General features: G+C 56.6%; 22 protein-coding genes and 1 pseudogene. 12 read left to right on the top strand and 11 right to left on the bottom strand.

The window, feature by feature from the left end; translation table 11 throughout:
- Both Q1Y74_RS06365 and Q1Y74_RS06360 read left to right on the top strand, forming a co-directional pair.
- The coding region (locus Q1Y74_RS06365) for a hypothetical protein (protein ID WP_300813040.1) at positions 1-2446 on the top strand (2446 nt) is incomplete at its 5' end.
- Between the two features lie 395 nt (positions 2447-2841).
- Positions 2842-4344 carry a glutamine synthetase family protein gene (locus tag Q1Y74_RS06360; RefSeq protein WP_300813039.1) on the top strand — a complete coding sequence of 501 codons (1503 nt, stop codon included), beginning with the start codon at positions 2842-2844 and terminating at the stop codon, positions 4342-4344.
- Between the two features lie 40 nt (positions 4345-4384).
- Here the strand turns inward: Q1Y74_RS06360 and Q1Y74_RS06355 are convergent, their stop codons facing one another.
- Positions 4385-4915 (bottom strand): hypothetical protein, encoded by a 531-nt coding sequence (locus Q1Y74_RS06355; protein WP_300813038.1) that lies wholly within the window; start codon positions 4913-4915, stop codon positions 4385-4387.
- A gap of 236 nt (positions 4916-5151) precedes the next feature.
- Here Q1Y74_RS06355 and Q1Y74_RS06350 point away from each other — a divergent pair, with 236 nt between their 5' ends.
- Complete coding sequence (locus Q1Y74_RS06350; RefSeq protein ID WP_300813036.1) at positions 5152-6231, top strand: DUF4261 domain-containing protein; 1080 nt, start codon at positions 5152-5154, stop codon at positions 6229-6231.
- Between the two features lie 382 nt (positions 6232-6613).
- Here the strand turns inward: Q1Y74_RS06350 and Q1Y74_RS06345 are convergent, their stop codons facing one another.
- Together Q1Y74_RS06345 and Q1Y74_RS06340 are read right to left on the bottom strand one after the other, a co-directional pair.
- Positions 6614-8110: an acetyl-CoA hydrolase/transferase family protein gene (locus Q1Y74_RS06345; protein ID WP_300813034.1), complete on the bottom strand. Its 1497-nt coding sequence runs from the start codon at positions 8108-8110 to the stop codon at positions 6614-6616.
- 96 nt (positions 8111-8206) lie between these two features.
- Positions 8207-8614, bottom strand: a complete 408-nt coding sequence (locus Q1Y74_RS06340) for a hypothetical protein (RefSeq protein ID WP_300813033.1) — start codon at positions 8612-8614, stop codon at positions 8207-8209.
- 396 nt (positions 8615-9010) lie between these two features.
- On the opposite strand from Q1Y74_RS06340, the gene miaB reads away from it, so the two are divergent.
- Positions 9011-10381 (top strand): tRNA (N6-isopentenyl adenosine(37)-C2)-methylthiotransferase MiaB, encoded by a 1371-nt coding sequence (miaB, locus tag Q1Y74_RS06335; protein WP_300813031.1) that lies wholly within the window; start codon positions 9011-9013, stop codon positions 10379-10381.
- Between the two features lie 558 nt (positions 10382-10939).
- Here the strand turns inward: miaB and Q1Y74_RS06330 are convergent.
- Positions 10940-11446 (bottom strand): DUF3836 domain-containing protein, encoded by a 507-nt coding sequence (locus Q1Y74_RS06330; protein WP_300813029.1) that lies wholly within the window; start codon positions 11444-11446, stop codon positions 10940-10942.
- Positions 11447-11764: 318 nt separating this feature from the next.
- Between Q1Y74_RS06330 and Q1Y74_RS06325 the strand changes: the two genes are divergently transcribed.
- A complete protein-coding gene (locus Q1Y74_RS06325; RefSeq protein ID WP_300813027.1) occupies positions 11765-12628 on the top strand; it encodes a DUF4595 domain-containing protein in 864 nt (287 codons plus the stop codon).
- A 13-nt stretch (positions 12629-12641) separates the two neighbouring features.
- Here the strand turns inward: Q1Y74_RS06325 and dusB are convergent, their stop codons facing one another.
- Positions 12642-13625 carry a tRNA dihydrouridine synthase DusB gene (gene dusB / locus Q1Y74_RS06320; protein WP_300813025.1) on the bottom strand — a complete coding sequence of 328 codons (984 nt, stop codon included), beginning with the start codon at positions 13623-13625 and terminating at the stop codon, positions 12642-12644.
- A 116-nt stretch (positions 13626-13741) separates the two neighbouring features.
- On the opposite strand from dusB, the gene Q1Y74_RS06315 reads away from it, so the two are divergent.
- From Q1Y74_RS06315 to Q1Y74_RS06290, 6 genes are all read left to right on the top strand, one after another.
- Entirely contained in the window at positions 13742-14053 is a 312-nt protein-coding gene (locus Q1Y74_RS06315; protein ID WP_300813024.1) for a nucleotidyltransferase domain-containing protein, read from the top strand.
- On the top strand, positions 14050-14466 hold the full coding sequence (locus Q1Y74_RS06310; protein WP_300813022.1) for a HEPN domain-containing protein: 417 nt from the start codon (positions 14050-14052) through the stop codon (positions 14464-14466). Before Q1Y74_RS06315 ends, Q1Y74_RS06310 begins: the two co-directional genes overlap by 4 nt.
- A gap of 2 nt (positions 14467-14468) precedes the next feature.
- Positions 14469-15752: a peptidase U32 family protein gene (locus Q1Y74_RS06305; RefSeq protein WP_300813020.1), complete on the top strand. Its 1284-nt coding sequence runs from the start codon at positions 14469-14471 to the stop codon at positions 15750-15752.
- Positions 15753-15892: 140 nt separating this feature from the next.
- Positions 15893-16312 (top strand): acyl-CoA thioesterase, encoded by a 420-nt coding sequence (locus tag Q1Y74_RS06300; RefSeq protein ID WP_300813018.1) that lies wholly within the window; start codon positions 15893-15895, stop codon positions 16310-16312.
- Positions 16299-17420 carry a DNA-processing protein DprA gene (gene dprA, locus Q1Y74_RS06295; RefSeq protein WP_300813016.1) on the top strand — a complete coding sequence of 374 codons (1122 nt, stop codon included), beginning with the start codon at positions 16299-16301 and terminating at the stop codon, positions 17418-17420. Before Q1Y74_RS06300 ends, dprA begins: the two co-directional genes overlap by 14 nt.
- Positions 17421-17443: 23 nt before the next feature.
- A complete protein-coding gene (locus tag Q1Y74_RS06290; protein ID WP_300813014.1) occupies positions 17444-18310 on the top strand; it encodes an AraC family transcriptional regulator in 867 nt (288 codons plus the stop codon).
- Between the two features lie 155 nt (positions 18311-18465).
- Here Q1Y74_RS06290 and Q1Y74_RS06285 read toward each other — a convergent pair whose 3' ends face one another.
- The 5 genes and pseudogenes from Q1Y74_RS06285 to Q1Y74_RS06265 all read right to left on the bottom strand — a co-directional run bounded on the left by Q1Y74_RS06285 (position 18466) and on the right by Q1Y74_RS06265 (position 24518).
- Positions 18466-19974, bottom strand: coding sequence for a glycoside hydrolase family 30 beta sandwich domain-containing protein (locus Q1Y74_RS06285; RefSeq protein ID WP_300813012.1), 1509 nt, complete (start codon positions 19972-19974; stop codon positions 18466-18468).
- Between the two features lie 535 nt (positions 19975-20509).
- On the bottom strand, positions 20510-21265 hold the full coding sequence (locus Q1Y74_RS06280; protein WP_300813010.1) for a succinate dehydrogenase/fumarate reductase iron-sulfur subunit: 756 nt from the start codon (positions 21263-21265) through the stop codon (positions 20510-20512).
- 41 nt (positions 21266-21306) lie between these two features.
- Positions 21307-21669: a four helix bundle protein gene (locus Q1Y74_RS06275; protein WP_300813008.1), complete on the bottom strand. Its 363-nt coding sequence runs from the start codon at positions 21667-21669 to the stop codon at positions 21307-21309.
- Between the two features lie 41 nt (positions 21670-21710).
- Entirely contained in the window at positions 21711-23657 is a 1947-nt protein-coding gene (locus Q1Y74_RS06270; protein WP_300813007.1) for a fumarate reductase/succinate dehydrogenase flavoprotein subunit, read from the bottom strand.
- 194 nt (positions 23658-23851) lie between these two features.
- A pseudogene (locus tag Q1Y74_RS06265) lies at positions 23852-24518 on the bottom strand (succinate dehydrogenase/fumarate reductase cytochrome b subunit).
- Between the two features lie 423 nt (positions 24519-24941).
- Here Q1Y74_RS06265 and Q1Y74_RS06260 point away from each other — a divergent pair.
- Positions 24942-25541 carry a phosphatase PAP2 family protein gene (locus Q1Y74_RS06260; RefSeq protein WP_300813004.1) on the top strand — a complete coding sequence of 200 codons (600 nt, stop codon included), beginning with the start codon at positions 24942-24944 and terminating at the stop codon, positions 25539-25541.
- Positions 25542-25634: 93 nt separating this feature from the next.
- On the opposite strand, the gene Q1Y74_RS06255 is transcribed toward Q1Y74_RS06260, so the two are convergent.
- Positions 25635-26585, bottom strand: a 951-nt coding sequence (locus Q1Y74_RS06255; protein ID WP_300813002.1) for a S41 family peptidase, incomplete at its 5' end; no start/stop codon positions are given.

Here is a 26585-nt window from a genome sequence, read left to right as displayed (position 1 = left end):
CAGCACCACGCTGGCCGACGTCCGTGCGCTGACCACCGGCAACGGAACCACGCCCCGCGTGATGAGCGGCGTGAAGCGGACCACCATCCCCGGCATCGGCCTGGTGGCGGAGGACTTCCCGCTGGTAAGGACGGTGGCGAAAGTCACGGTGCAGACCGCGGACGGGGTGGGTAACTTCACCCTCGGCAGCTTCGAGCTGCGCAACGGCAACAGCGAGGGAAGCATACTGGCGGGGGCAGAGAACAGCGTGTCCACTACACCGGCTACCGGAACACTGACACCGGCAACCGGTGAGCCGCTCTACGCCTGCCCAGGAAGCAAAGAGTCTACCCCTTTCCTTATTATAAAGGGCGCCTACAACGGCACCGACAGCTACTACCGCGTCAACCTGAAAACCACTGACTGGCTGGACATCCTGCCCAACCACCACTACGAGGTGACAATCACCCAAGTGAACGGTGCAGGCTATGCCACCGCCGACGAAGCGGCGAAGCACGACCCCACCAACCTCACCGCCACCATCTACGACCACCAGCCCACGGTCTACAACATGATAACCAACGGCGAAGCGGAGTTAGGGGTGAGCGACACCATCGAGATAGGGGCGCAGGCCGATGCCACGGCAGAGTTCAGCATCAAGTACTATCCCGGTACGCCCACCGACCTGAAGGTGGAGGTAGACACCAAGGATGCCTACTGGCTGGAGCTGGACAACGACGGCACGCCTACAGCACCCACAACACTAGGCGACGGCAAGGAAACCGGCACCCTCTACACCTACCGGGTAAAAGTCACCACCGGCAACCTTACGGGCGACAGCCGCTACGGCCTCATCCACGTATCGGCAGGCGGGCTGAGCCGGGAGGTGGTGGTGAAGCAGACGGAGGAGTTCCTGAACGATACGTTCGGTTCTATCTCGCTGACGGTAAAAGAATATGAACGGGATGAGTATTGGGAAGTTACCAGTACGAAGGAATTAGGTCCATATACCAATTACTGGGACTTTATCCGCGGACGTGATAAGACCAATCCACTCTACGGCATCAACTCGGAAGCCATGGGCGGCAAGATACGCACCGAGGGCTTCCACGCCCCGATGTCGGACTTCCTGCAGTTTGTCTATACCTTTACCTTGCCCGATGAAGAAGATAATTCAGAATATCAGAACGTATCATGGAAGGTGGAGCTGGCAGAGGAGTACGAAGACAAGCTGTTGTTCTGGAATGGCAAGAGTTCTCCGGTTGGCAGTGGCGTCACGATAGATAAAGCCTCATTCTTGACAGGTTCCTCCTTGACCGGCCAATCCTTCACCTTCACCAACAAACTGCTGGATTTGCAGAACAACGGCAAGATAGAGGAGGACGCCTACCGCTACGGCAAGGATGCCTTCAGAATCGTGCTGACCAACAACGATACCCAACGCACCACCACCCTGTCCTACGACCTCTACCATACAGGCGTGTTTGCTTACGACGACGGAGAAGGCACCTACCAGACGGGGACGACCCATAACGACCAAGGCTGGTACTACTACGAGGTCATCCTGATGGGCAACAACTACTGGCTGGACCGCAACCTGGGGGCCAAGTCGAGCGGATACTACATGCAGGACGGCGACGGAAACAGCCTGCTGGGCAACGGCGGCTGGCCGCTGAGCGACAGCTCGGCAGGCGGACTGTACAGCATTGCCGACGAGCCCGTAAACAATGAGCCGACCATCATCGACGATATGTGCCCCAAGGGCTTCCGCATCCCCTACATGTCGGAGTTCAACGCGCTGGTGGCCGACCCGAAGTTCAGCAACGAGTATGTGGTGAATGCCGGTACAGACTATTGGTGCTCCTACTATCTGTCTACCCACGGCAGCGTCTACTTCCCCAAGAACCGCATGTACTACGGCGGACAGGCGGCGGGCGACGCCAACGCCGGCTACTACTGGACACGTACCGCCGCCCTGGGCGCCAGCGGCACGGAGCGCGGCTACTGGCTGCAGTTCATGAAGTTCTCGGGCAGCAACGCCTCGGCAGGACGATACCGCATCTGGCAGGATGAAAGTAGCCCCAACGGCATGTCGGTGCGCTGCGTCTACGCCTCGCGCGTGGTGGAGACGTCCTACGACATCGAGTTCTACGTCAAGGGCTACACGCACGTCTTCCTCTACAACGACGACGGCAACGGTAACCTGACCTACCTGAACTCCTGGCCGGGCGACATGATAGCCATCAATAGTGGATACTCGTTGAACATGTACCACCCGTTTGTCTACAACAGCGTGACGGAGTACACCGGCCTGAAGGTGGTGTTCTACATCGTGGACGACAACGGCAACGTGACTGAAAGCTATCCTTCGAACTACGAGACCAACGGAGGACTTCCCTTCAGCCGGACGCAAAGCGATAAGTTCTTCCATAAAGGCGGCAGCAATTGGACATCCACTGCCGAATAATAACCCATTTCGTTGTGAAACGAATCGTCTGCTTGCTGTTTGGCGAAACAGGTCAGCAACATATTGATAAATTTATGTTTGTTTTGTTTGTCCAACCACCCGCCTCGGCGGTGTGGTTGGTTTTCAGAAGCCCATTGCATGATAAGATTAGTTTCTGGTATAAGTCATAAGTTTGTGAATAGTGAAAAGGGAATTTGTTAATCTTAAGAGTGTGTAATTTTAAAGGTTTGTTACATGCGGGAAACGGGTTGCTTGGGATAAGTAGCCCGTTTTTTTGTCCTTTCCGCCACCGCCTTCCATTCCTGCCGCTTTTTCCTCTCCGGATATTTGGAAGTTCTGCGCCGTATGCCTATCTTTGGCTTCTGCCTTAATTAACAACGAAAAACAACCGACTTATGAATCAGGAATTGTCAATGAACGCCAACCGGCTGGTGGCGTCGCTTCAGAAGCTGCCTTCTGAATTTACCAAAGAGGACATTATCAACTTTATCCGCCGGAACGACATCCGCATGGTGAACTTCATGTATCCCGCGGGCGACGGACGGCTGAAGACGCTGAACTTTGTCGTCACCAACGAGGCCTATCTGGAGACTGTGCTCACCTGCGGCGAGCGGGTGGACGGCTCCAGCCTCTTCTCCTTCATCGAGGCGGGCAGCAGCGACCTCTACGTCATCCCGCGCTTCAGCACCGCATTCGTGGACCCCTTTGCCGAGCTACCCACCCTGACGATGCTCTGCTCCTTCTTCAACAAGGACGGCGAGCCGCTGGAAAGCGCGCCCGAACATACCCTGCGCAAGGCCTGCCGCGCCTTTACCGAGGTGACGGGCATGGAGTTCGAGGCGATGGGCGAACTGGAGTATTACGTGATTGCGCCGGACGTGGAAGTGTACGAGGCTACCGACCAGCGCGGCTATCACGAATCGGGTCCTTACGCCAAGTTCAATGAATTCCGCACCCGCTGCATGTCCTGCATCGCACAGGCGGGCGGGCAAATCAAGTACGGACACTCGGAGGTGGGCAACTTCAGACTGGACGGCTACATCTACGAGCAGAACGAGATTGAGTTCCTGCCCGTGCCCGCCGAACAGGCTGCCGACCAGCTGATGATAGCCAAGTGGGTCATCCGCAACCTGGGCTACCAGTTGGGTTACAACGTGACCTTCGCGCCCAAGATTACCGTGGGGAAGGCCGGTTCGGGACTGCACATCCACATGCGCATCATGCAGGACGGACAGAACCGGATGCTGCAGGACGGCGTGCTGTCCGAGACGGCCCGCAAGGCCATTGCGGGCATGATGGACCTGGCTCCCTCCATCACCGCCTTCGGCAATACCAATCCCACTTCCTACTTCCGTCTGGTGCCCCACCAGGAGGCGCCCACCAACGTCTGCTGGGGCGACCGCAACCGCTCCGTGCTGGTACGCGTCCCGCTGGGCTGGACGGCCCAGACCGACATGTGCGCGCTGGCCAATCCGCTGGAGCAGCCCAGCCACTACGACACCAGCCGCAAGCAGACGGTGGAGATGCGCTCGCCCGACGGCTCGGCCGACCTCTACCAGCTGCTGGCCGGACTGGCCGTTGCCTGCCGCCACGGCTTCGAGATGCCGGACGCGCTGGAGGTGGCCGAGAGAACTTACGTGAACGTGAACATCCACCAGAAGGAGAATGCCGACAAGCTGAAAACGCTGGCCCAGCTGCCCGACAGCTGCGCCGCCTCGGCCGACTGCCTGGAGCGCCAGCGCGCCGTGTTCGAACAGTACGGCGTGTTCAGCCCCGCCATGATAGACGGCATCATCGCCAAGCTGCGCGGCTATGACGACCGCACCCTGCGCGCTTCGCTGGAGGGCAAGCCGGACGACATGCTGGCGCTGGTGAAGAAGTATTTCCACTGCGGATAAGCCCCCCTTGCGGCGGGCGTCCCGTTTCTCAGGTCCTCCTTCAGTCTGCCTGGTTCAGCCTGAAGGAGGACAAAATGTATGCAAGCAGGTCGGGATTCTCATGCCCGACGGTAGACAGGCACATGAAGGTGCCCCGCTTCTGCCCGAAGTCGGGGTAGAGCGCGATGGCCTGGTAGACGGATTCGGAACGCCGGATGAGGGCACAGCGCAGCACCTGCTCCGTGCCGGTTGTAATCATGAACCTTTCGCTGTTCTCCAGGTCGAACTTCAGCCCGTCGGCCTCTTCCTGAAAGCGGGTCTCGGGGTTGAAACCTTCGTCGAACCTGAAAAAGCAGATGGCGCAGACAAAGTCCTTGCCGGGCGTCACCCAGCCCAGGCAGCCTTCCTGGCGGGCTTCTTCGCTGTCTATTTCCCGGCTTTCTTCGGGCAGCTCGATGGTAAACATGCCAAGGTCGTAGCGGACTGTCCCGCCGCTCTGGGCGCAGAGATTGAGGGCGAACGACATCAGGACCGCCAGCAGGCAGAAGCGTCGGGCCTGCGGGAACCGTCGGGGGGAAGGGAGTGTCTTCATACGCGTCAGATTTGGAACGATGAACAAATGTAGCGATATTTTTTCGGAACTCCATGCATTCCGGTCGGCTGAAAATCCGTATGTTTGCAGTGCATGCCGGTGGCATTGGAAAGCCTTTGCGCATGTTTGTCATTCATCTGGGTATATGACAAGGCAGACAATGGGCCGTCTTCCGGCCGTGCGAATGCGCGACTGTTGCCGGGAGCGGCCTTCAATTAACATAACAGACAATGACTATGAACAAAAAACAACTGGAAGCCGCACAGAAGGCTATGGTGCGGTGGCTGGCCCATCCGAACGAACTGGGCCGGGAGCCTGAACGGATAGAGTGTGCCGGCACATTCGACCTGCACGAGATGCATTACTATTACTTCAAGTACCGGAAAGACCCTTCCGCCCCGTGGCTGCTGGGCGTGTGCGGCGGTTACGAGGGCGACGGGCTGGAGCATTGCGGCCATGTGTTCAGCCGGATGGAGGAGTATGACGAGGCCACGGCGGTGGAGCAGGCCACGGCCCTGGTGGAGCAGGTGCGCGAGTTCTGGATGAACGAGGCCAAGCGCTGGGAAGAGCGTGGGGCGCACACCGGCCTGTTTGTCGGCTTTGTGCTCCTGAAGGAAGCGGCGTGGGACAAGGACCGGCTGCTCCGCGACCTGGGGGAGAAGTGGGGCGTGGACGTGAAGGGCGAGACCTCTGAAGGGGGCATCGCGTTGGGCTTCAGCGCCGACGGGCTGACTGTGGGCGTTGTCCTGGTGCCCGCCCCCATGCTCAACGATGAGGCCGTCGAGGGCGCCGAATTCAATTATTTCTGGCCCGGAGCGGTGGAGGCGGCCAAGGCACACAAGGCGCATCTGGTAGTGACCGTGGCGGGCAGCGGAAAGGAACGCCTGCTGGAGCGGGGCAAGCTGCTGGTCAAGGTGCTGGCCTGCTGCTGCGGGCAGGAGAACGCGACGGGCGTCTATACCAGCGGCGTGGTGTTCGAGCCCGAATTCTATGCCGATCTTGCCGAGGTGATGAAAGACGGGCGGCTGCCCGTGATGAACTGGATTTGGTTCGGGCTCTATCCGGGCGAGCAAGGCTTCTGCTGCTACACCTTTGGCATGGATGTGTTCGGCAAGGACGAGATGGAGGTGCTGGACGTCGACGCCGAGCCTGCCGACCTGCGCGCCTTCCTGTCCGGCCTGGCTGTTTATGTGCTGGAGAACGACGTTGTCCTGAACGACGGCGAGACCATCGGCTTCTCGGAGGACGACAAGCATGCCATCACCCGCAGCAAGGGCGTCTCCCTGCCCGGCATGACGCTGAAGATAGCCTATTGACCCGTTGGAGGCCCCGGCAGAGGGTGCCGGTACGGTCGTGCCGACGATGCTTGCACGGTCCGTGGACAATGCTTGCATGGTTTGAGGACGATGCTTGCATGGTCTGCGGACCGTGCTTGCATCGTCCGGAGGGCTTCCCGCACATCTTCCTTTCATGCAATGAAGGCGGGGGCGGACTGCTTCTTCCATCCTTCTGCACGTTCCTGAACCGGCCGGTTTGCGGCATCTCGCCGTAAGGCGTGGCGCTTTGTGCTGAAAGGAGGCCCTGCCTTGGGGCGGAGCGGACAAAAAACGGACGGCCACAAGGGCCCGGACTGTCTGTCCGCAAGCCTTGTGGCCGTCCTTGAGGGACGGGGCCGCTCCATCGGTGGGGCGGAACCGCTTATTTGTACTGTGCCCAGTCTACGTTCTTCATGTCGCCGCTCTTGGCCAGTTCGGCGTGCATGCCCAGGGCAGCACGGATGGCGTGCGGAGTCTGCGACTTGCCGTCGGTCAGTTTCAGGTAGTCCCAAAGGATGTTCTTGTAGTCGGGGTGCACGCAGTTTTCGATGATGGTCTGTGCACGCTCCTTCGGGCTCTTGCCGCGGAGGTCGGCCACACCCTGTTCCGTAACGATGATGTTGACGTCGTGTTCGCTGTGGTCGGCGTGCGATACCATCGGAACGATGGCGCTGATCTTGCCTTCCTTGGCAACGGACGGGCAGGTGAAGATAGAGATGTAGGCATTGCGTGTGAAGTCGCCGCTGCCGCCGATGCCGTTCATCATCTTCGTTCCGCCAATGTGCGTGGAGTTGACGTTGCCGTAAATGTCGGCTTCGATGGCGGTATTGATGGAGATGACGCCGAGACGACGGATGACTTCGGGGCTGTTGGAGATTTCCGACGGACGGAGTACCAGCTTGTCGCGGAAGAAGTCCATGTCCTGATATACACCGTTCAGACAGTCGTTGGTAACGGTGAGCGAACAGCCTGAAGCAAACTTCACGCGGCCGTCGCGGATGAGGCCGATAACGGAGTTCTGGATAACCTCGGTATATACGTCGAAGGCGGGGATGGTGGTGTCGCGGCCCAGTGCGCCGAGCACGGCGTTGGCAATGTTGCCCACACCGCTCTGCAGCGGCAGGAAGCTTTGCGGGATGATGCCACGCTTCATGTCGTGTACCAGGAAGTCGGCCACGTTCTGTCCGATCTTGTCGGTTACGGGGTCGGCAGCTGCAAACGAACGTGCCTCGTCGGGCCAGTTGGTCTCTACTACGCCTACAATCTTCTTCGGGTCAACCTGGATATAGGGCAGGCCGATGCGGTCGTTGGGCTTGGTGATGGGTATTTCGCGGCGGTAAGGCGGGTCAAGGGGTTCGTACACGTCGTGCAGACCCATGGCGGCCTTGCTGTGTGCAGCGTTCAGCTCGACGATAATCATGTCGGCCAGGCGGCATACGGTAGGAGCGATACCACCGGCAGCGGTCAGGTAGATTTTACCGTCTTCGGTCAGCTCGCAGGCTTCGATGATGGCCACGTTTACTTTGCCCATGAAGCCATAGCGCAGCTCCTGTGCCATTTGCGAAAGGTGGATGTCGTTGTAGGCAATCTCACCGTTGTTCACGGCTTTGCGGAAGTCGGGGTTGGTGGTGTAGGGAGCACGGTAGCGGATGGCTTTGGCGCGCGACAGGATGCCGTCGCAGGCATCGCCCGTGGAGGCTCCGGTGAAGATACCGATCTGGAAGGGATTTCCCTTTGCATGTTCTTCTTCTGCGATGGCGGCCAGGGCGTGTGTCACCGCTTTGGCAGTACCTGCGGGTGTAAATCCGCTTAAACCGATGTTGTAGCCATGTTTGATAAGGCTTGCAGCTTCTTCTGCTGAAATGTAATTGAATGCCATAATACTTTTATTATAGTTATTTTTCGTGTAAAAAATCGCATTGTTGTCCGGTCTCTTTCTTGTCGCTGTTTTCCGGGGGAGCGAACGCTTGGGGAATCAGTATTTCCGCCTGAGGATTTCAGACCAGATAATGCCCCTTCTCACTTCTTCGATGGAGCGCAGGTCATATTCGGGCGAAGTGTCTGCGGCAGGCCGGGAGTCCTTGGATTCGGTGCGGGGTGTGAAGGGTTCCGCCGTCCTTTTCGGGGGAGACGGGCGGGTGGAGGATGTCAGTCTCTGTGTCTGCGTTGCCGCATCGGCGCAGGCGTCTGCGGTCTGTGGCTGTGGCCCTTCGGGAATGTAGCCGCCATAGGTTTTTCCTCCCCAGTTTTCGGGCAGGGGGGTGTCGGCATCGGGCATGGGTTGGCCGTCCCCGCTCTTCGAGGCTGCCTCCTTCTTGTATTGCCTGGCTATTCCGAAGACTATTACTCCTATAATCAAGAGAAATTTAAAGACATCTTCCATTTCTTCGCTTGTAATTCACCGCCAAAGGTAGTTAATTAATCTGATTGCAGCCAACATTTTGGCATGAAAAAAGGGCAGCTTCACAGCTCCCCTTAATTTTTTTAACCTAAACCTTAACTATGAAAAAATCTAATGTTTCTTTCACTGCACAAAGTTGTAGAAAATTTTCTTGTAAAGCAACAATATGGTTAAGGAAAGTGATTTCTGTTAACGCATTTTAACGGTAAGGGAAGCAACCTTTCGCACCTCTTCTGCGTTTATTATCAATTTAAGTGTTTCTACATTGCCTCCAAAGCCGTATCTTTGCCGCGCAAAGGCCAGGATGCGACCGGTTTCCTCCCCAATATCGGAGGCCGTAGGGACATCCTCTGTAAAATTAAGATAAACGAAAGACTTATGGAAAATGTAACGGGAGCAGACTTTAAATCTGCAACTGCCGATGGCAACAAGAAGTTGTTCATCGAAACCTATGGCTGCCAGATGAACGTGGCAGACAGTGAAGTGATTGCATCTGTGATGCAGATGGCGGGCTACTCGGTGGCCGACACGCTGGACGAGGCGGATGCGGTGTTTCTGAACACCTGCTCCATCCGCGACAATGCCGAACAGAAAATCCTGAACAGGCTGGAGTTCTTTCATTCGCTGAGGAAGAAGAAGCGCCATCTGATAGTGGGCGTGCTGGGCTGCATGGCCGAACGGGTGAAGGAAGAACTGATTGAGGAGCACCACGTAGACCTGGTGGCAGGCCCCGATGCCTACCTCAGCCTGCCGGATCTGATTGCCTCGGTGGAGGCAGGAGAGAAGGCCATCAACGTGGAGCTGTCCACTACCGAGACCTATCGCGACGTCATTCCCTCGCGCGTCTGCGGCAACCACATCTCGGGCTTTGTGTCCATCATGCGCGGGTGCAACAACTTCTGCACCTACTGCATTGTGCCCTACACCCGCGGGCGGGAACGCAGCCGCGACGTGGAAAGCATCCTGCGCGAGGTAGCAGACCTGGAAGCCAAGGGCTACAAGGAAGTGACTCTGCTGGGGCAGAACGTCAACTCCTACCGCTTTGAGCGGGCGGACGGTGAAGTGGTGACTTTCCCCATGCTGCTGCGCAGGGTGGCCGAAGCCGTGCCGGGCATGCGGGTGCGCTTCACCACGTCGCACCCCAAGGACATGAGCGACGAGACCCTGCAGGTGATAGCCGACGTGCCCAACGTATGCCGCCACATCCACCTGCCCGTGCAGAGCGGCAGCAGCCGCATCCTGAAGCTGATGAACCGCAAGTACGACCGCGAATGGTACCTGGAGCGGGTGGCCGCCATCCGCCGCATCATCCCCGACTGCGGCCTGTCGACCGACATCTTCAGCGGCTTCCATAGCGAAACGGAGGAGGACCACCAAATGTCTCTCTCCCTGATGGAGGAGTGCGGCTACGACGCGGCCTTCATGTTCAAATACAGCGAGCGGCCCGGCACCTACGCCAGCAAACACCTGCCCGACGACGTGCCCGAAGAGGTGAAAATACGGCGTCTGAACGAAATCATCGCCTTGCAGAACCGCTTTTCGGCCGAGGCCAACGCCCGCTGCGTGGGCCGCGAGTACGAAGTGCTGGCCGAGGGAGTGAGCAAACGCAGCCGCGACCAGCTCTACGGACGTACGGAGCAGAACCGGGTGGTGGTGTTCGACCGTGGTACGCACCGGGTGGGCGAATTCATCCGGGTCAGAATTACCGAAAGCAGTTCGGCCACGCTGAAGGGCGAGGTCGTGGACTGAAGGCGGCCGGCCCGTGGCGGGTTCCGTGGCGGGGCAGGCGGGGCTTGCGCGGAAGATGTAAATCCGATTGTCCGGATTATCCGCAAAATGCTTTCAAAATGTTTGGCTGTGGAGGTTTTTGCTGACACGGGCTTTTTGTAAAAAGCGCCGGATAGAGGGCGGAAAGGCACTTTCGGCATGCTTGGAGCGTCCGCCATGCAAGCTCCGTCCGTCCGCCGTGCTTGCTCCGTCCGGGCAGATTGCTTGTTCGGAGCACGCAGATTGCTTGCCCGGAGCGCGCAAAATGCTTGTGCGGAGCGTCCAAAAGCCTTGTTCCGGCCTTCAGGAAGGGCAGCCGGCTCTGCAAAAACGGCTTCCGGGAGCCGCAAGACGGGTGTCTTGTCTCCTCGGAAGCCGTTTTTTCCGCTATTTCAAATGTAAGGATTTCGCTATCCGCCTGCCAGGCAGCCGGTTGCGTGTTTTCGCTTCCGTTTTTCCACACAAGCCGGGCGGAAGGGCGGAAAAAACGGATTCTCGCGCATCAGGAAAGTCAAAGTGTCAAAATGGAAGGCAGCCGCCTCATTCGGCCGCAGCCAGCAGGAAGGCCGTGGGGTCGAAGCGGTGGTGGCAGACCAGGGCCCATTCCGGCTTGTCGCCGGTCTGCCTGTAGCTTCGATAGGCCACGGGCAGGTTGTTTTCGTCCAGCTCGTAGACGCTCTCCGAACACTCCTTGTCGTAGGCCTGGTGCGATTGGTTCCAGCGTGCATAGTTCATGATGATTTCCGCGTCGGTATAGCGGTAACTGATGCGGAAGTAGGGTTCCCACTCGTCAGTAGCTCCGTTCCATTTGCTGGCCCGTTTTTCAATGAGGCGGTTCTGCTCGTCGTAGGCAAACTCGTAGCGCATGTGGCGGTGCAGGTAGTTGCCGTCCTGCTTGAAGATGGTCTTTGCCACGGTGAGGCCGTTTTCCATTTCCTGATTGGTGATAAACTTGTCGGACTGTGCACAAGCGTTGTTGTCCAGTGTACTGCCAATGATGAATGCTGCCGCAAGGGCCAGAGTCTTGATAAAAGAAAGAGTCTTCATAATGCTTTTGTTTTTATAGAGTTATTATTCGTTTTTATGAATTAGACGGAATCAGCGTTCCTCAAGGTTGCATCGCCTGCAAGTTCTGTGGAACCGCCTTCACCCACTATTATTCAAAACTCGTGCCAGATAGCCAACGCGCTGTAAATCAACAATAAATAGATTTTTTCTGTTGTCCGCAAACGGACAACTGTCCGCCTGAAAGCGGACAGTGGCAGACATGTGCCCGTTTTCGGACAGAAAAAAGAGAAGAATAGGGAGTACAAAGTGTGGCTTTTACGCTTATCTTTGTCGTGACAAACGCAAAAAAGAACCATAATGAAACAGAAATATCTTTTACTGCTCCTCCTGCTGCTGGCAGTGACAGGCTGTAAGGACGATAGCTCCGAAACTCCCGAAGAAGTAGAAAATCCCGAAGTAGAACTCCCCTTAGGATATACGGCCCTAGAGATTACCGAAGTACTGGACAATGATGCGCAGACTGTGACTTCCACGCAAATCTACACATACAATGAAACGGGACAATTGCGTTCCTGCCTCCAGCGGCAGACCACAGACGGTGTAGGAGCAATACTGCTTGAGCGGAACACGGAAGTGGCTTACGACGGGCAGACTGTCCGCATTGCCGACGATGCGGGCAATGTCCTGACTTACACATTGGACTCTGACGGAAGGGCCACGGCCTGCACCTCCGAAACACCTGCGGGCGAGGTGCGGCATTATACATTTGATTATACCGGCCTTCCTTCGGAGAAACACTATCTGGAGCGGCTGACCGAGACGTTGGAAGACGCTGCGGAACCTTATGCCGAAATCAACATTGACTACACAAGGCTGGAAGCACCCTTAGTGACCCGTGTGGTGGACGGCGACAGCCAAAGCTTCGTACTTGCTTTGCCCACCGAGGGAGGCACGGTCAACAAGGCACAACTGCCCTGTCTCTTCTTGGAGGAACTCTATCCCTTGTCCCTGCACAAGACAGCTCTTTATGCCCGCCTGCTGGGCGATGCCTACGACGTGCTGCTTGCCCGCTGCGAACCGACGGACAACGCCGAAAGCGGCGAATTCACTACTTATACGTACGATACGGACGAGGACGGTTGGGTTCAGAATTGCCGCGTGGTGACAGAAAGCTACGATTGCACCTACCTGCGCATACTGGACTACGCTTTCCTGCCGTAGCGGGGAAGGGCTGTCAGGAGAAGAACCGTTGCCTGATGTCGTCGAAGATGAGGTACAGCTCCTCTTTCGTCTCGGCCCGCAGCATGGCGATGCGTGTGTCGCGGAAGTTGGGCAGCCCCTTGAACACCGGACTGGCGGCAAGATGACGGCGCACGTGGAGGATGCCGCGCCGTTCGTCCAGCAGGTTGACGCTGTCTTCTACCTCCTGTCGCAGTACGTCCATGCACCATTGGGGTGTGAGGGCAGGCAACTCTTCGCCCGTCTCCAGATAGTGCTTTACTTCCTTGAATATCCACGGACGTCCGAAACTGGCACGGCCTATCATGATGGCATCCACTCCATACTGTTCGAAGCATTCGCGTGCACGCTGCGGAGTAGTGACATCGCCGTTGCCGATGATGGGGATGTGCATCCGCGGGTTCTTCTTCACTTCTCCAATGAGCGTCCAGTCGGCCTCGCCGGTGTACATCTGTGCGCGGGTACGGCCGTGAATGGTCAGAGCGCTGATGCCGCAGTCCTGCAGCTGTTCGGCCAGACTGACGATAATCTTGTGGTCGGCATCCCATCCCAGGCGGGTCTTCACGGTGACGGGAATCTTCACCGCATCGACTACCGAGCGGGTGATTTCGAGCATCAACGGAATGTTCTGAAGCATGCCTGCTCCTGCTCCCTTACCAGCCACCCGCTTCACGGGGCAGCCGAAGTTCAGGTCCAGGATGTCCGGCCGCGCCTGCTCCACGATGCGGGCGGCTTCTACCATCGTTGCCGTGTCGCGCCCGTATATCTGGATGGCCACGGGGCGTTCCTCGTCGCTGATGTTCAGCTTCTGCTCCGTCTTGCTGACGGAGCGTATCAGCGCGTCGGCCGAGACGAACTCGGTGTACACCATGTCCGCACCGAAGCGTTTGCACATCAGTCGGAAGGCAGGGTCGGTCACATCTTCCATCGGGGCCAAAAGCACGGGGCGCGGTCCCAAATCTATATTGGCTATCTTCATATTCTATGGGGTTTGGGCTGCAAAAGTACGGAAAAAAGAGCAATCTTAGGAGGTAAAATTGCGATATACTGAGTAATATGCTTACCTTTGTGTTTGAAATGTAAAGCAGAATGTATATGAAACGTCCCGACATTCTTCGTTTGATAGCCGATGCTGTCCATAAAGTAGCACCTACTGCCCAGACTATCGTATATGGTTCGGAAGCACGCGGCGATGCCCGTCCCGATTCGGATATTGACCTGCTGATACTGCTTGATAACAACGATGTGCTTACTCCCGAAAGAGAATTGGACTTGCGTCGTCCGCTTTCGGAACTGGAAGCTCAGACGGGTGTTGCCATCAACGTGCTGGTTACTCTACGCAGCCTTTGGGAAAAAATGGTCAGCCCTTTTACTATCAATGTCAATAGGGAGGGAGTCGTGTTATGAAGCAGTTGCTGGATGATGAGACGCGGGCTGCCATTGTCAGTTATCGGTTGGAACGTGCCTATAACACGCTTGGCGAGGCTGATTTGTTATATGGCGGTGGCTATTTTAATGCTGCTATAAACCGCTTGTATTATGCCTGTTATTATGCTGCTGTGGCATTACTGTTGAGCAGGGGGATAGAAACCGCGACACACAATGGTGTGAAGACACAGCTGTCCATGCATTTTGTTCGTAACGGAAAGCTAAGCATTGAGCATAGTACGACGTTTGGCCTGCTTTTCGACAAGCGTCACAGTAGTGATTATAGTGATTTTGCTTATTGTGATGCTGCATTGGTAGAAATGTTGCGCCCGCGGACGGAGGCTTTCATTGATGCGGTAAGCAAACTGATCGAAGAAAAAGAAGATAAATAACAATGGAACTGAAAGACTTTGAAATAATGGCCCCTGTCGGCTCGCGCGAGTCGCTGGCCGCCGCCATACAGGCCGGAGCAGACTCCATCTACTTCGGCATCGAGAACCTGAACATGCGCGCCCGTTCGGCCAACACGTTCACCATCGACGACCTGCGCGAGATAGCCCGCACCTGCGACGAACACGGCATGAAGAGCTATCTCACCGTCAATACCATCATTTACGACCAGGACATTCCCCTGATGCGCACCATCGTGCGTGCCGCTAAGGATGCCGGCATATCGGCCATTATTGCAGCCGACGTAGCCGTGATGACCTACGCCCGCGAGATAGGGCAGGAGGTACACCTCAGCACGCAGCTCAATATCAGCAACGTCGAGGCTTTGCGCTTCTACGCCCGGTTTGCCGACGTGGTGGTGCTGGCACGCGAGCTCAACTTGGATCAGGTGGCCGAAATCTACCGTCACATCTGCGAGGAGAACATCTGTGGCCCGTCGGGTCAGCGCATCCGCATCGAGATGTTCTGTCACGGTGCTTTGTGCATGGCCGTCAGCGGCAAGTGTTACCTCTCGCTCCACCAGATGAACAACTCTGCCAACCGCGGCGCCTGCATGCAGGTGTGCCGCCGCTCGTACATCGTGCGCGACAAGGAGACCGATGCCGAACTGGAGATTGACAACCAGTACATCATGTCGCCCAAGGACCTGAAGACCATCCACTTCATGAACAAGATGATGGATGCCGGCGTGCGGGTGTTCAAGATAGAAGGCCGTGCCCGCGGCCCCGAGTACGTACGCACCGTAGTTGAGTGTTATAAGGAAGCCATCCGCTCCTATTTAGACAACACGTTTACCGACGAAAAGATTGAAGAATGGAACCGCCGCCTGGCCACTGTCTTCAACCGCGGCTTCTGGGACGGCTACTACTTAGGACAACGCCTGGGAGAATGGACGAAGAACTACGGTTCGGCAGCTACGGAGCGCAAGATATACGTGGGCAAAGGCATCCGTTACTTCTCGAACATCGGCGTGGCCGAGTTCCTGGTCGAGGCGGCGGAGGTCAGTGTGGGCGACAAGCTGCTCATCACCGGCCCCACGACCGGAGCCGAATACGTCACACTGGAGGAAGCACGTGTTGACCTGAAACCCGTGCAGACCGTCCACAAGGGCGAGCATTTCTCCATGAAGTCCGTCAAGATACGCCCCAGCGACAAGCTCTACAAGTTAGTGACCATCGAGGAACTGAAACGTTTCAAGGGACTGGATGTGGAGAAGCAACGAGGATAATCGTTTCACCACAGAGAAGTATATGAGGAGTATATGATAAATAGACACCACAGATTACACAGATTAACGCAGAACTATTCGTGAATACTCTGAATCAGTGTCAATCCGTGTAATCTGTGGTGAGTCCAAAACAATAGACTATGGCAGAAAAATACATCTACGAGCTGGAAATGAAGGTGCGCGACTACGAGTGCGACCTGCAGGGCATTGTCAACAATGCCAACTACCAGCACTATCTGGAACATACGCGCCACGAGTTTCTTACATCCGTAGGCGTCAGCTTCGCCGCCCTCCACGAACAGGGGGTAGACCCCGTGGTGGCACGTATCAGCATGGCCTTCAAGACCCCGCTGCGCAGCGGCGACGAGTTTGTGTCGAAGCTCTACATGAAGAAGGAAGGCATCAAGTACGTCTTCTACCAGGACATCTTCCGCAAGAGCGACGGCAAAGTGTCGCTGAAAGGGGTCGTAGAGACCGTCTGTGTGGTGAACGGACGGTTGAGCGACAGCGAACTGTTCGACAACATATTTGCTCCTTACCTGGACTATGACAAGCAGTGACGAGCGCGTGTGCAGCCTGGCACTGATGCTCTGTCCGGGCATCGGGCACATCGGAGCGAAACGGCTGGTAGAAGGCATGGGCAGTGCCGTCGAAGTGTTCCGCCGACGTACCGAAGTGCCCCAGTTGGTGCCTGGCGCAAACGCTCAGGTAGTGACCGCACTGGACAATCCGTCGGCCTTCAGTCGCGCCGAGGCCGAATTGAACTTTGCCGAAAAAAACGGTATTGCCTGCCTCACCCTGACCGACCCGGCCTATCCTTGCAGGCTGTTGGAGTGTGACGACGCTCCGACAGTCCTCTTCTTCAAAGGCAACCTGAATCTGAACAGCTTGCGAGTGGTCAGCATGGTAGGTACCCGCCGGGCGTCTGAATACGGAAAGCGGTTCTGTGCCGACTTCGTGCGCGACCTGGCCGCGCTATGCCCGGACACGGTCGTGGTCAGCGGCCTGGCCTACGGCATTGACATCCACGCCCATCGGGCAGCTCTGGCCAACGGACTTCCCACGGTGGCCGTATTGGCCCACGGACTGGACCGCATCTATCCCTACGTCCATCGCAAGACGGCAGTGGACATGCTGACCAACGGCGGCTTGCTGACCGAATTCCTGACGGGAACCAGCCCTGACCGATACAACTTTGTCAGCCGCAACCGCATTGTGGCAGGCATGAGCGACGCCACCATCGTGGTGGAGTCTGCCGCCAAAGGAGGCTCGCTGATTACGGCTTCGCTGGCACAGTGCTACCACAAGGACTGTTTTGCCGTCCCCGGCCGCGTGGACGACGAGCACTCGCAGGGCTGCAACCGGCTGATACGCGACAACAAGGCCGCCCTGCTGCAGACTGCCGAGGAGTTTGTGCAGGCCATGGGCTGGGCCTCTGCCCCGCAGCGTGGAAAGACGGATGCCATACAGCGCGACCTCTTCCCCGAACTGACCGAGGAGGAAGACCGGGTGGTACGCATCCTCATCCGTCAGGGCGACCTGCACATCAACAACCTGGTGGTGGAGGCCGATATCCCTATCAGCCGCATGACGGCCCTGCTCTTTGAACTGGAAATGAAGGGAGTGGTGAAGGCGCAGGCGGGAGGGACGTATCATCTGCTGGGCTGAACGATAAATGGAAACAGGACACAATGAAACTTGATTTGCGAGAATGGATGGAACAGAGGAGCGGGGACGGTATGCTGGCCTACGCCCTGTTTCGTCCTGCCGACCTGCGGGCCGAAGCGCTGGCCTGCAACGGCGGCTTCTTTGTGATGGTGGTGGCCGACGGGACTGCCGCCTTGTCCGGCCCCCGCTGCGAGGGGACTCTCCTCCGGAGGGACGACCTGCTGGTGCTTACGCCCAGCATGGAAGTGGAATTGCGCGGCGTGGACGATGACTTTCTTCTTTCGTGCGTCTACTTCTTTCCCGACTTTTTCGACACGCTTTCCGCCGCCCCGCAGCTCTACGACCCCCTGGCCAAGTTCGTCGCTGCCGGCATCCTGCCCCTCCACCGCCTGGACGCGGAGGCTTCGCGCTCCATGCAGACTGCCGCCTCGCTGTTCTGCCTCCATGCCGGCACTTCGCCCCTTCACCGCGAGGGAATGCTCCGCCATCTTTCCTGCTTCTACCTGATGCTGGCCGTTGAGGCCTTCTGCCGCAACCGCGGGCAGGACGCCGCGCAGGTCAGTCACCCCATGGAGATATACCGTCACTTCAGGAAACTGCTGCACCGTCATTACCGCACGGAGCACGGCATTGCCTTCTATGCAGGACAGCTTTGCATCTCCACCACTTACCTGTCCAGGGTGGTGAAGCAGCTGACGGGGCGCACGGTACACAGCCACCTTGCGGGCCTGCTCTGTGCCGACGCACGGAAGTATCTGCGCGCCACCGATTTGAACATCAAGGAGATAGCCGACCGGTTGGGCTTCTCCAGCCAGTCGTCCTTCTGCAAGTTCTTCCAGAAACGGATGGGCATGTCGCCTCAGGAGTTCCGCTTCCGCAAGGAGACATGACACTTCTCTTCTTTTACTCTCTTACAGCCTGTTGCGGATAGTCCTGCCGGGCTGACGCAGGACGCTTGCATGGTCCGTGGACGATGCTTGCATGGCTTGCGGAGGATGCTTGCACGGTCCGCGGACCGTGCAAGCATGGTGAAAAGCGGTTGTTTTTACCGTTCCTCAAAGGTGTTGAAGGAGTGCGGGGCCAGTTCCGCGTTGAGGTATTTGCGGCCCAGCTTCACCGTGAGCGTGCGGGCTTCGTCGTTGAAGTTGCCTGCCACGACCACCGTCTTGCCCTGCGGGTTCACGGCCACCAGCACAGGGGTGTTGTCTGCCTGTGCGCCGTGGTAGCCCACGATGCGGGTGCCGCGGGGGATGAAGTGGCTGTAATGCTTGGCGGCGTAATACTCGGGCGTGTAGGTGAACTCGCGCGTGCGGCTGTCCACCCGTATCAGGGCGTTCTGCTTCCAGCCCCAAGGACTTTCGCCCTGGTCGGCCAGGATGAAGTTCCAGAAGATGTACTCGTTGCACCCGTTGCCCAGGTAGTGGTTCATCAGTTCGAAGGTGTGTTCGGCCGCCTTCCAGTCGAAGCTGCCCCAGCCGCATTCGCTCTCCGAGCAGATGTAGCTCCAGTCGGGGTGCTGGCTGCGGATGGCGGGCAGGATTTCGCGTCCTTCCCATTGGAAGCCCATGCCGCTGATGCTCTCCTGCAGCTTCTCGTCGGCCAATATCTTTTCCACATAGTCCTGGCGGTTGGTGTTGAAGGTTCCGAGGTAGAGCTTCACTTCGGGATGGCGGCTGCGCAGCGTGGGCGCCAGGTAGTCGCGGTTGAAGCGGACGGTGCCCTCGGCGGTCCAGGCGCATCCGGGGTAGGGGGTGTAGCTGTATGCCTCGTTCTGGTACATCACCATGTCTATGGTGATGCCCTGTTCCGCATACGCGTCAATGAACTTGCAGAACATGTCTGCGTAGGCCTGCAGGTAACGCGGGTCTTGAATCATGAAGTCTGTGGTGGCCAGCTGTTTGGGGAACTTCCCGGTGCGTTCGCCCGTCAGCTTCATTTCGTCCTCGTCCACCTGGCCGCCCACTTTGCCGTAGAGCAGGTAGTTCATCTTTTCGGGCAGGTTGTTGTAGGGGCTGCTCAGCACGGGGTAGTCGCCGTTGATTTTCATCCAGCTGGGCGGACACCAGGGCGACACCCAACACGTGAGGCCGGGGTTGTACTTCTGTGCGGCGCGGATGAAGGGAATGATGGCCTGCTTGTCGCGGTCTATGTTGAAGTGGCGCAGTTCGAAGTCGCCTTCCATCTCGTCGCAGCTGTACCAGGAGCGGGCATAGTCGTTGGCGCCCATCGAGACGCGTCCCCGGGCGATGCGCAGGTCGCCTTCGGGCGAGAATACGCGGCGCAGGATATCGTCCTGCTCGTCGCGGGTGAGCAGTTGCAGGGCGTCCCAGTCCAGTTCGTTGAAGGTGGCTCCCCAGGCTTTGAAGGTAGAGCCTTCTTCCGTTCCGTCCGTCTCCACGGCCGGAGTCTGCCGGGCTTCGGATTGCAATTTCACTTTTGTTTGTTGCCAGAGGTTGCCTTCCGTGCTGCTGGTATGCAGGAAGGTCTGTGCGTGCAGGCCGGCCGTCAGCATCGCCGCTGCGGCTGCCAGAAGCAGTTGTTGGGTTCTTTTCATGTTGCTTGATATCTTTAGTTCATGTTTCTTTCAGTAACTGATACGTTTTTCTACCCTGATACGCCCAATCGCTTTGCCTGCAAGGTGGCAATTTCAGGGCTTGAAGCCTTTTTTGAAGTTCTGGACAGAAATGCCTTTTGAGAGCTGCGGTAGGGGAGCTGAAGTCTTGTCGCTTGACCGACGGTCGCAACGGACATAAAAAAAGGAGTACCGCCGTACTCCAACCTTTTTTGTTAACCTTAAATCTAATACTATGAAAAAAATCACGACGCAAATATAGGGTGTCCATTCTTAACTGCCAAATATCTGTTCAAATAACGCCCGTTTTTTAATTTTTATTCACAGAATTGTTGTGTTTGCGTGCACGATATAGCAGAATGCGGCTCTTTGTGCGCTGTTGCTTTCTAAATGACATCCTGTTTTCTTCAGCGTCTCTCACCGTGGAGGGCAAATCTGTAAAAAAAGAAACTCCCCTGTCGGTTTCCCAGCAGAGGAGTTCTTGGATTGATATTAATCAAATGTAGAAAGGGGCTGCTTAGTCTTTCAGCTTGGCGATGATGAAGTCGCGGTTCAGGCGTGCAATGTTGCTGATGGACACGTTCTTGGGGCATTCGGCCTCGCAGGCACGCGTGTTGGTGCAGTTACCGAATCCCAGTTCGTCCATCTTGCTCAGCATGGCCTTGGCGCGGCGCAGTGCTTCGGGCTTGCCTTGGGGCAGCAGGTTGAGCTGGCTCACCTTGGCCGAAACGAACAGCATGGCCGAACCGTTCTTGCAGGCAGCTACGCAGGCTCCGCAACCGATGCAGCTGGCAGCGTCCATGGCTTCGTCGGCAATGGGCTTCGGTATGAGGATGCTGTTGGCGTCCTGGGGAGCACCTGTGCGCACGCTGATGTAACCTCCGGCCTGCATAATCTTGTCGTAAGCCGTACGGTCTACCATCAAGTCCTTGATGACGGGGAAACCGGCCGAGCGCCAGGGTTCAACGGTGATGGTGTCGCCATCCTTGAATCGGCGCATGTAAATCTGGCAGGTTGTAGCTCCTGTTGCAGGTCCGTGCGGGTGTCCGTTGATGTAGAGTGAGCACATACCGCAGATACCTTCGCGGCAGTCATGGTCGAATACAACCGGTTCCTTGCCTTCTGAAATCAGCTGTTCGTTCAGGATGTCCAGCATTTCCAGGAAAGAAGTATCACCGGGAATGTCCTTCATCTGATAGGTTTCAAAAGCGCCTTTGGCCTTGGGGCCTGCCTGACGCCATATCTTCAGTGTAAATGATATATTTTTATCCATAGTTTCTTTTATTTTTAGTTGACGAGTTGACAAGGCTTCAGTCAACAAGGGTGATAGTATCGTTTGTTTATTAGCGCAGAAAGCATTTTAATTATTTCAACATTCAAATCGTTGAGCTCATTGAAAACTGTTTCGCTTACATAACCTATATCTTTGCAGATAATCAGTTGCGTTTCGAGCTCTGAAGCAGAACCTAATGCTATGTATAGAAACTGAATCAGTTCTTTTTCGTGTCCCCGTCCATAGCCTTCTGCAATGTTTGAAGGAATTGAAACTGCCGCTCTTCTTATTTGTGAAGTTATACCATACAATTCTTCTTTAGGAAAGGATTGCGTAATTCGATATAATTCTTTCACAAGTGCCATACTTTTTTGCCATACTATCAAATCCTTATGGTTTCGCATTCTTGCCTTGTGGTCTTGTCAACTCGTCTCTTGTTAACTAATTATGATTTGTAGTTACGAGTCTGTACCTTGATTGCTTCGTAAACCAGCGGTTCTTTCAGCAATACCGGAGCCTTGTCGTCGCTGCCCTGGTATTCCCAGCAAGCCACGTAGAAGAAGTTTTCGTCGTCGCGCTTGGCTTCGCCTTCCTCGGTCTGGTATTCTTCGCGGAAGTGGCCGCCGCACGATTCGTTACGGTTCAGTGCATCGTAAGCGATGAGTTCGCCCATGGTGATGAAGTCGTTCAGGCGGATGGCCTTGTCGAGCTCGATGTTCATGCCTTCCGTGGTACCCGGAATGAAGAGGTTGGTCTCGAACTCCTTGCGGATTTCTTTCAGTTTGGCCAGACCGGTCTTCAAGCCTTCGGCTGTACGGCCCATACCTACGTATTCCCACATCACGTGACCCAGTTCCTTGTGGATGGAGTCAACGGACTTCTTGCCCTTGATGCTCATCAGGTGGTTGATTTTGTCCTGAACAGCCTTCTCGGCAGCTGCGAACTCGGGCAGGTCGGTAGAGAAGCGGGGAACGGTAATCTGGTCTGCCAGATAGTTCTGGATGGTGTAAGGCAATACGAAGTAACCGTCGGCCAGACCTTGCATCAAGGCTGAAGCACCCAGACGGTTGGCACCGTGGTCGGAGAAGTTACATTCACCGATGGCGAACAGACCCTTGATGCTGGTCATCAGTTCGTAGTCTACCCAGATACCGCCCATGGTGTAGTGGATGGCGGGGTAAATCATCATCGGGTTTTCGTAGGGCGATACGTCGGTGATTTCTTCGTACATGTCGAAGAGGTTGCCGTAACGTTGTGCCACTACATCCTTGCCCAGACGGTTGATGGCCTCGGAGAAGTCGAGGAACACGGCCAGACCGGTGTTGTTCACGCCGAAGCCCTTGTCGCAGCGTTCCTTGGCGGCACGGCTGGCCACGTCGCGCGGAACGAGGTTACCGAATGCCGGATAACGGCGCTCCAAGTAGTAGTCGCGGTCTTCTTCGGGGATATCTTTTCCTTGCAGGGTACCTTCCTGCAGTTTCTTGGCATCTTCCAGTTTCTTCGGAACCCAGATGCGTCCGTCGTTACGCAGTGATTCGGACATCAGCGTCAGCTTGGACTGCTTGTCGCCGTGTACGGGGATACAAGTGGGGTGAATCTGTACGTAGGCCGGGTTGGCAAACCAGGCACCCTTGCGGTAGCAGGCCATTGCTGCGGAGCAGTTGCAGGCCATGGCGTTGGTGGAGAGGAAGTAGGTGTTTCCGTAACCGCCGGTAGCGATGACTACGGCGTGAGCAGCGAAGCGCTCCAGCTTGCCTGTTACCAGGTTCTTGGCAATGATACCGCGGGCACGGCCGTCGATGATAACGACGTCTTCCATTTCGTAGCGGGTGTACAGCTTCACAGTGCCTACGTTCACCTGGCGGCTCAGTGCGGAGTATGCGCCCAGCAACAGCTGCTGGCCTGTCTGGCCTTTGGCGTAGAACGTACGGGATACCTGTGCGCCACCGAAGGAGCGGTTGTCCAGCGTGCCGCCGTATTCGCGTGCGAAGGGAACGCCCTGTGCCACGCACTGGTCGATGATGTTGTTGGACACTTCGGCCAGACGGTAAACGTTGGCTTCGCGGGCGCGGTAGTCACCGCCCTTCACTGTGTCGTAGAACAGACGGTAAACGGAGTCACCATCGTTCTGGTAGTTCTTGGCTGCATTGATACCACCCTGTGCGGCGATGGAGTGTGCGCGGCGCGGAGAGTCCTGAATGCAGAAGTTGAACACTCTGAAACCCATTTCGCCCAGCGAGGCGGCAGCGCTGGCACCGGCCAGACCTGTTCCAACCACGATGATGTCCAGGCGACGCTTGTTGGCGGGGTTAACTAATTTCTGATGGGCTTTATAGTTCGTCCATTTCTCGGCTACCGGACCTTCCGGTATTCTTGAATCTATCTTGGTCATAGTTTTTTAGTTTACGAGGGTTCAGTTAACGAGGCTACGAGGCTGTGTCAACTGTACCTGCTTGTTGATTAAATCTTTCCTTGTCAACTTGTCAACTCGTTAACTTGTCAACTCGTCAACTCGTTAACTTGTCTACTTGTCAACTCGTTAACTTGTCAACTCGTTAACTTGTCTACTTGTCAACTCGTTAACTCTTAAATGAGGGATTTGATGTAGAACACAACAACTACCAGCGCGAAGCACAGTACCACGATGGTGGAGTAGATGTTGGAGATGCATTTCCAGCGGTTAATCCAAATCTTGTTGTTCCAGCCCAGTGTCTGCATGGCGCTCCAGAAGCCGTGGGTCAGGTGGAACCACAGTGCGCCCAGCCATACGATGTAGAGCACGGCAAATACGGGATTGGCGAAGGTGTTCTCGATGTGATAGACACCGTTGGCGGCGTATGCCAGCGTGAGAGTGTCTGCCTCTCCGCCCATGTTGTGAACCAACTCGGGGAGCTGCATCTTAGACCAGAAGTTCACCAGGTGCAGGCCCAGGCCTACGATGACGATGATGCCCAGTACGAGCATGTTCTGCGAAGCCCATTCTACGGTCTTCGGCTTTTCTACCACCGCATAGCGCTCGCTGCCTCGTGCCTTGCGGTTCTGCATGGTGAGCCAGAAAGCATAGATGATGTGGATGACAAACAGCGCAGCCAGGCCTACCGTAGCCACCAATGCGTACCAGTTTGCTCCCAGGAACTCACAAACCATGTTGTAGCCTTCGGCCGGCCATGTGAAACGTCAGAAACAGGACAAGGGCGATACCGGTAACGCTCATCACCACTTTCCTTCCTACAGATGAATTACTTAACCACATAAATGATTGATTTTTAAATTATTTAATAGTTAGAAAAAATATCCTTTTCGGGCAAAGTCGCTATGATTCCGCAAAAATAGGTGAAATACCTTGATAAAACAAGCGATTAAAGAATAAATTCCGTAATGGATTGCACAAGTTTTGCGGCTGCCGGCCATCGGGAAAACGCAATGCTTGCGCGCCCTGCAGACCATGCAAGCATCGTCCGCCGACCATGCAGGCATGGTCCGTGCACCGTGCAAGCATCGTCCGCGGACGGTGCAAGCATGGTCCGGAGAGGGGACTGACGGCCTTTTCGGGGAGGGAGTGGAGCGGGGGCGCGCCTGTTCGGGCTTTGGTCTGGAAGCAACAATCAGTCAGACCGTTTCGGTTTTTGGCGCGATTGTCGTATCTTTGCCGCCGTAATTCCACTTTTATGACATTATGAGAAATCTGTGCTTATTCGTATGCTTTGCCTTTGTCGCGGTCTTCAACCTGGCGGCGCAGAACTGGGACGTCAACACGCTGCACCGCGTCAACAGCTGGGACAGTCCGGCGGCGCGCAACTACTTCAGCTTCATCTCCCGCTCCGAGCCCTACATCGTCATGGGAGTGCCGGTGGCCATGGCCGTGGCGGCCTGTATCAAGAACGACCGCCGGCTGATGAAGGATGCCCTCTATGTGGGCACCAGCGTGGTGGGCACCTTCGCCCTGACCTACGGCCTGAAGTACCTGATAGACCGGCCGAGGCCCTACGTGACCTATCCCGACCGGGTGCATCCGTACAGCTACGAGGACAGCCCTTCTTTCCCTTCGGGGCATACGGCCACGGCCTTCGCGCTGGCCACTTCGCTCAGCCTGCGCTATCCCAAGTGGTACGTCATCGCCCCTTCGGCCATCTGGGCCTGCTCGGTGGGCGTGTCGCGCATGAACGAGGGCGTACACTATCCGTCGGACGTGCTGACGGGCGCCCTGCTGGGCGCCGGCTTTGCGGTGGCCAACGTCTACATCAACCGCTGGCTGAACAAGTGGCTGTTTGAATAGTGGTTAGCGGTTAGTGGTGAGCGGTCAGTAAGCCTGCGGTTGAAAGTATGTCACCGCGCAGCCTACTAACCACTAACCGCTAACCGTTAACCGCTAAAACAAGTATTTCCCTTCGTTGAGCACGCGCAGTGCCTGCTGCACGCTGTGGTTGGTGGTGTTCATCACCTGGAAGTATTCGTTCATGTCCCACAGGTCGCGGGCGATGAGGGCCTTGAGCTGGGTGCGGATGAGAGGGAGCGAACGGTTGTACTGCTCTTCGTCGAAGGCAATCTTTTCCTTGTCGGCAAAGGCGCGCATGTCCGTCAGGATGTCGTCGCCCACCTCGAACCTGGCGTTGAAGGTCTCAAACTTCGGGTACTTCTTCTGCAACTCCTTGCGGTGCTTCTCGATGTAGTTCATGGTGGTCTTGATGATGACTCCCTTGGCGGCCAGGTTGCGGTGGTAGGCCGAATACTGGGTGGTGTCGATGGGCACGAAGAAGTCCGGCATGATGCCTCCGCCGCCGTAGACGGTGCGGCCCAGCTTCTGCGTCCTGTACTTCAGTGAGTCGGGGAAGTGGATGCTGTCGGCGTGCATCAGTTCGCCGTGGTCCAGACGGTTCAGCAGGTCTTTGTGGTACTTCTCCAGCATGTCTTCTCCCTTCTGGTCGGTGGAGTAGGGCTTCTGTATGCAGCGGCCTGCGGGGGTGTAGTAGCGGGCCACGGTGAGGCGTATCATGGAGCCGTCGGGCAGGTCGATGGGGCGTTGCACCAGTCCCTTGCCGAAGGTGCGGCGGCCTACCACCATGCCGCGGTCCCAGTCCTGTATGGCTCCGGTGACGATTTCGCTGGCCGAGGCCGAGTATTCGTCCACCAGCACCACGAGGCGGCCGTTGCGGAAGTTGCCGTTGCCCTTGGCATAGAAGTTGCTGCGGCGGGCGGCGCGTCCCTCGGTGTAGACAATGAGGTCTTTCTGTTCCAGGAACTCGTTGGCCAGGTCGATGGCGGCGTTCAGGTAGCCGCCCCCGTTGCCCTGCAGGTCGAGGATGAGGTCCTGCATGCCCTG

Source organism: uncultured Bacteroides sp., from assembly GCF_949298305.1.
In the GTDB taxonomy this organism is placed as follows: Bacteria; Bacteroidota; Bacteroidia; order Bacteroidales; family Bacteroidaceae; genus Bacteroides.
This window is presented reverse-complemented; position numbering and strand designations above follow the sequence as displayed.

Coding starts and splice junctions, on each gene's coding strand:
- Q1Y74_RS06360 (WP_300813039.1), top strand. CDS start 2,842: ATGAATCAGGAATTGTCAATGAACGCCAACCGGCTGGTGGCGTCGCTT.
- Q1Y74_RS06355 (WP_300813038.1), bottom strand. CDS start 4,915: ATGAAGACACTCCCTTCCCCCCGACGGTTCCCGCAGGCCCGACGCTTC.
- Q1Y74_RS06350 (WP_300813036.1), top strand. CDS start 5,152: ATGAACAAAAAACAACTGGAAGCCGCACAGAAGGCTATGGTGCGGTGG.
- Q1Y74_RS06345 (WP_300813034.1), bottom strand. CDS start 8,110: ATGGCATTCAATTACATTTCAGCAGAAGAAGCTGCAAGCCTTATCAAA.
- Q1Y74_RS06340 (WP_300813033.1), bottom strand. CDS start 8,614: ATGGAAGATGTCTTTAAATTTCTCTTGATTATAGGAGTAATAGTCTTC.
- miaB (WP_300813031.1), top strand. CDS start 9,011: ATGGAAAATGTAACGGGAGCAGACTTTAAATCTGCAACTGCCGATGGC.
- Q1Y74_RS06330 (WP_300813029.1), bottom strand. CDS start 11,446: ATGAAGACTCTTTCTTTTATCAAGACTCTGGCCCTTGCGGCAGCATTC.
- Q1Y74_RS06325 (WP_300813027.1), top strand. CDS start 11,765: ATGAAACAGAAATATCTTTTACTGCTCCTCCTGCTGCTGGCAGTGACA.
- dusB (WP_300813025.1), bottom strand. CDS start 13,625: ATGAAGATAGCCAATATAGATTTGGGACCGCGCCCCGTGCTTTTGGCC.
- Q1Y74_RS06315 (WP_300813024.1), top strand. CDS start 13,742: ATGAAACGTCCCGACATTCTTCGTTTGATAGCCGATGCTGTCCATAAA.
- Q1Y74_RS06310 (WP_300813022.1), top strand. CDS start 14,050: ATGAAGCAGTTGCTGGATGATGAGACGCGGGCTGCCATTGTCAGTTAT.
- Q1Y74_RS06305 (WP_300813020.1), top strand. CDS start 14,469: ATGGAACTGAAAGACTTTGAAATAATGGCCCCTGTCGGCTCGCGCGAG.
- Q1Y74_RS06300 (WP_300813018.1), top strand. CDS start 15,893: ATGGCAGAAAAATACATCTACGAGCTGGAAATGAAGGTGCGCGACTAC.
- dprA (WP_300813016.1), top strand. CDS start 16,299: ATGACAAGCAGTGACGAGCGCGTGTGCAGCCTGGCACTGATGCTCTGT.
- Q1Y74_RS06290 (WP_300813014.1), top strand. CDS start 17,444: ATGAAACTTGATTTGCGAGAATGGATGGAACAGAGGAGCGGGGACGGT.
- Q1Y74_RS06285 (WP_300813012.1), bottom strand. CDS start 19,974: ATGAAAAGAACCCAACAACTGCTTCTGGCAGCCGCAGCGGCGATGCTG.
- Q1Y74_RS06280 (WP_300813010.1), bottom strand. CDS start 21,265: ATGGATAAAAATATATCATTTACACTGAAGATATGGCGTCAGGCAGGC.
- Q1Y74_RS06275 (WP_300813008.1), bottom strand. CDS start 21,669: ATGCGAAACCATAAGGATTTGATAGTATGGCAAAAAAGTATGGCACTT.
- Q1Y74_RS06270 (WP_300813007.1), bottom strand. CDS start 23,657: ATGACCAAGATAGATTCAAGAATACCGGAAGGTCCGGTAGCCGAGAAA.
- Q1Y74_RS06260 (WP_300813004.1), top strand. CDS start 24,942: ATGAGAAATCTGTGCTTATTCGTATGCTTTGCCTTTGTCGCGGTCTTC.